Origin of the sequence: Mycobacterium sp., assembly GCF_049280035.1 — a bacterium.
Classification (GTDB): domain Bacteria; phylum Actinomycetota; class Actinomycetes; order Mycobacteriales; family Mycobacteriaceae; genus Mycobacterium.
Genome location: NZ_JBAPPI010000856.1, coordinates 1 through 4114, shown reverse-complemented (window position 1 = coordinate 4114; position 4114 = coordinate 1). Strand labels below are relative to the sequence as shown.

At 66.8% G+C, this 4114-nt stretch carries 4 protein-coding genes; all 4 read right to left on the bottom strand.

Annotated features, from left to right (window positions below):
• On the bottom strand, nucleotides 1-307 hold a 307-nt coding region (locus WAN71_RS27365; protein WP_422228327.1), incomplete at its 3' end, for a biotin carboxylase N-terminal domain-containing protein.
• A 5-nt stretch (nucleotides 308-312) separates the two neighbouring features.
• Nucleotides 313-1908, bottom strand: coding sequence for an acyl-CoA carboxylase subunit beta (locus WAN71_RS27360; protein ID WP_422228326.1), 1596 nt, complete (start codon nucleotides 1906-1908; stop codon nucleotides 313-315).
• Complete coding sequence (locus WAN71_RS27355; protein ID WP_422228325.1) at nucleotides 1905-3053, bottom strand: acyl-CoA dehydrogenase family protein; 1149 nt, start codon at nucleotides 3051-3053, stop codon at nucleotides 1905-1907. The genes WAN71_RS27360 and WAN71_RS27355 overlap by 4 nt, the downstream gene beginning before the upstream one ends.
• A partial coding sequence (locus WAN71_RS27350; RefSeq protein WP_422228324.1) for an acyclic terpene utilization AtuA family protein occupies nucleotides 3050-4114 on the bottom strand: 1065 nt, incomplete at its 5' end. The genes WAN71_RS27350 and WAN71_RS27355, both read right to left, overlap by 4 nt.

The following is a 4114-nucleotide window of genomic DNA, read 5'->3' as shown; positions in this document are numbered from 1 at the left end:
GCCCAACCCAAATCAGGCCCGCGGCTTGCACGGCGGCGGCGAACTCGGCGTTCTCCGAGAGGAATCCGTAGCCGGGGTGCACCGCGTCGGCGCCCGCGGCGCGCGCCGCCGCGATGATCGCCTCGGCGTTCAGATAGTCATTAGTTCGCGGCAGCCGGACGCGGGCGTCGGCCTCGGCGACATGCGGCGCCCCGGCGTCGGGATCGGTGTAGACAGCGACGGTGCCCAGGCCCAGCCGGCGGCACGTCGCGAACACCCGCCGGGCGATCTCGCCGCGGTTTGCAACCAGAACTCGCGTGATTCGCATCAGCGTCACATCCGGAAGACGCCGAAGTTCGACGTCCCCTTGATCGGGCCATTGGCTATGGCGGACAAACACATTCCCAGAACGGTACGGGTGTCGCGCGGGTCGATCACCCCGTCGTCGTAAAGCATCCCGGACAGCACCAACGGGAGCGACTCGGCCTCGATCTGGCCTTCGACGGCGGCCCGCATCGCCGCGTCGGCTTCCTCGTCGACTTGCTGGCCGCGCGCCTCGGCGGCGGCCCTGCTCACGATCGACAACACCCCGGCCAGCTGCGCGCCACCCATCACGGCGGCTTTGGCACTGGGCCAAGCGAACAAGAACCGCGGGTCGTAGGCGCGGCCGCACATGCCGTAATGGCCGGCACCGTACGAAGCGCCGATCAGCAGGGAGATATGCGGCACGGTGGAGTTGGACACGGCGTTGATCATCATCGATCCGTGCTTGATCATGCCGCCCTCTTCATAGTCCTTACCCACCATGTATCCGGTGGTGTTGTGCAAGAACAACAGTGGCGTGTTGGACCGGTTGGCCAGCTGGATGAACTGGGTGGCCTTTTGCGACTCCTCGCTGAAGAGCACGCCGCGGGCGTTGGCCAGGATGCCCAGCGGGTAGCCGTGCAACCTCGCCCAGCCGGTAACCAGCGACGAGCCATAAAGCGCCTTGAACTCGTCGAACTCCGAGCCGTCGACGATGCGGGCGATCACTTCGCGCGGGTCGAACGGAATGCGCAGATCGGCGGGCGCAATGCCGATCAGTTCCTCAGCGTCGAACAGTGGCTCGGCGACCGGTCCCGGCGCGGGTCCCTGTTTGGCCCAGTTGAGCCGCGCGACGATGCGACGCCCGATGCGGATCGCGTCGAGTTCGTCAACCGCGAAGTAGTCACCCAAACCCGAGACGCGGGAGTGCATTTCGGCGCCGCCCAGCGACTCGTCGTCGGATTCCTCGCCGGTGGCCATCTTGACCAGCGGTGGGCCGGCCAGAAAGACCTTCGAACGTTCTTTGATCATCACCACGTGATCGGACATCCCCGGCACGTACGCACCGCCCGCGGTGGAGTTGCCGAACACCAGCGCAATCGTCGGGATGCCGGCCGCCGACAGCCGGGTCAGGTCGCGGAACATTTGGCCGCCGGGGATAAAGATTTCCTTCTGGGTGGGAAGGTCGGCCCCGCCGGATTCCACCAGCGAAATGACGGGCAGCCGGTTTTCGAAGGCAATCTGGTTGGCCCGCAGAATTTTTCGCAATGTCCAGGGGTTGCTGGTGCCACCTTTGACCGTCGGGTCATTGGCGACGATCATGCATTCCACGCCGGATACCGCGCCGATGCCCGTGACGAGGCTGGCACCGACCGTGAACGCGCTGCCCCACGCCGCCAGCGGACTCAGCTCCAGGAACGGGGAGTCGGGGTCGACGAGCAGCTCGATGCGCTCCCGGGCGGTCAGCTTGCCGCGGGCGTGGTGGCGCTCGACATACTTGGGCCCGCCACCGCCGAGCGCTTTGGCGAGCTCGGCTTCGATTTCAATGAGTCGTGTGCTCGCCGCTGCCGCCGCGTCGGAATAGGCGTCACCCTTAGGGTCAAGCGTCGACTGCAGCGTGGTCACGATTGATACCCGAGTGTCTTGGCGGCCAGTGAGGTCAGGATTTCAGTTGTGCCGCCGCCGATGCCGATGATTCGCATATCGCGGTACTGGCGTTCGACCTCGGACTCGGACATGTATCCCATGCCGCCGAACAGTTGAACGGCTTGGTTGGCCACCCATTCGCCCGCCTCGACGGCGGTGTTCTTGGCGAAACACACCTGCGCGATCAGGTTGGTCTCGCCGGCCAGTTGGCGCTCCACCACGTGGTGCGAGTAGACGCGCGCGACATCGATGCGACGGGCCATCTCGGCCAGCGTGTTCTGCACGGCTTGCCGAGATATCAGGGGCCGGCCGAACGTCTCGCGGTCGCGGCACCATTGTGCGGTGATGTCGAGGCATCGCTGTGCGCTCGAATAGGCCTGCGCGGCAAGGGCGATGCGCTCGGCGACGAATGCCTGCGCGATCTGGGCGAAGCCGCTGTTCTCCGCACCGACCAGGTTGGCCGCCGGTACCGCGGCGTCCACATAGGACAGCTCCGCGGTGTCCGACGAGCGCCAACCCATCTTGTCCAGCTTGCGGCTGACCTCGAATCCCGGCGTGCCTTTCTCGACCGCCAGCAACGAAACTCCCGCAGCGCCAGGGCCACCGGTGCGCACCGCGGTGACGACGTAGTCGGCACGTACCCCGGAGGTGATGTAGGTCTTTGCGCCGTTGACCACGTAGTGATCAGCGTCCCGCGCCGCCGTGGTCCGCAAGTGGCCGACATCGGAGCCGCCGCCGGGCTCGGTGATGGCCAACGCACCGATCAGCTCGCCGGCCAATGTCGGGCGGACGAACTTCTCGATCAGCACCGCATCACCGGACGCGATCATGTGCGGCACCGCGATGCCGCAGGTGAACAGCGACGCGAACACGCCGCCGGGAACACCGGCCTCGTGCAGCTCTTCGCAGACGATCACAGCGTCGGCGCCATCTCCGCCACCGCCACCGACAGCCTCGGGGAAGTTCGCCCCCAGCAGCCCGGCAGCGCCCGCGCGCCGGTGCAGCTCGCGCGGCAACTCACCGATGCGCTCCCACTCGTCGATGTGGGGCAAGATCTCTCGCTCAGCGAAGGAGCGCACCGTCTTACGAAGCTGGTTGCGTTCGGGTGTGGCCCAGATGTTCACAGCAGCCCTTCCGGAATGTCGACGTGGCGGCTGCGCAGCCATTCGCCCAGCCCCTTGGCCTGCGGGTCGAAACGCGCTTGGTAGGCGACGCCCTGGCCGAGGATCTCCTCAATGACGAAATTCAGCGCGCGCAGGTTGGGCAGCAGGTGACGGGTGACCGGCAGCTCGGCCGTCTCGGGCAGCAACTCCTTGAGCAGCTCGACGGTCAGCGTGTTGGCCACCCAGCGCCACTGCTCGTCGGTGCGCACCCATACTCCGACATTGGCCGACCCGCCCTTGTCGCCGCTGCGGGCCGCGGCGATCCGGCCCAGCGGTACCCGCCGAGTCGGGGCGAAAGGCAATGGCTCAGGCAGCGGCGGCGGGTCGGCTGGAACAAGCTTGAGAGTCTCGGTGGCACAAGGGATGTAGGTCCCGGTCCCGTCGGCGTGCACGGCGACATGCGGCACTTTCGAAGCGTCGACGTAGCCGGCGGTGAACACCCCGTACACCTGACCGTCGCCGGGAGGGGCGGTGACGGTAAAGCCCGGATAGCTGGCCAGTGCCAATTCCACTGCGGCCGAGGAAAACTGGCGACCCACATTCGCGGGATCGGAGTCGCGGACCACGCAGCGCAGTAGCGCGCTGGCCGTTTCTTCGGTGTCGGCGTCGGGGTGCTCGGTGCGGGCCAGGGTCCACTCCAACTCCGCGGGCTTGACGGTCAGCGCAGCCTCCAACTGGCGACGCACCAACTCGGCCTTCTCGTCGATGTCCAGGCCGGTCAACACGAACGTCATCGCATTACGGAACCCGCCGATGCTGTTCAGCGAGACCTTCAGCGTGGGCGGCGGCGGTTCACCGGCCACCCCGCTGATGCGCACCCGATCGGCGCCGTCGGCGGACAACTCGATGGTGTCCATCCGGGCCGTTACGTCCGGGTTGGCGTAGCGGGCGCCGATGACCTCGTAGAGCAGTTGTGCGGTGACGGTGTCAACGCTGACCAACCCGCCGGTGCCCGGGTGCTTGGTGATCACCGACGAGCCGTCGGCGTGGATCTCGGCCAATGGGAAACCGGCGTAGGTCAA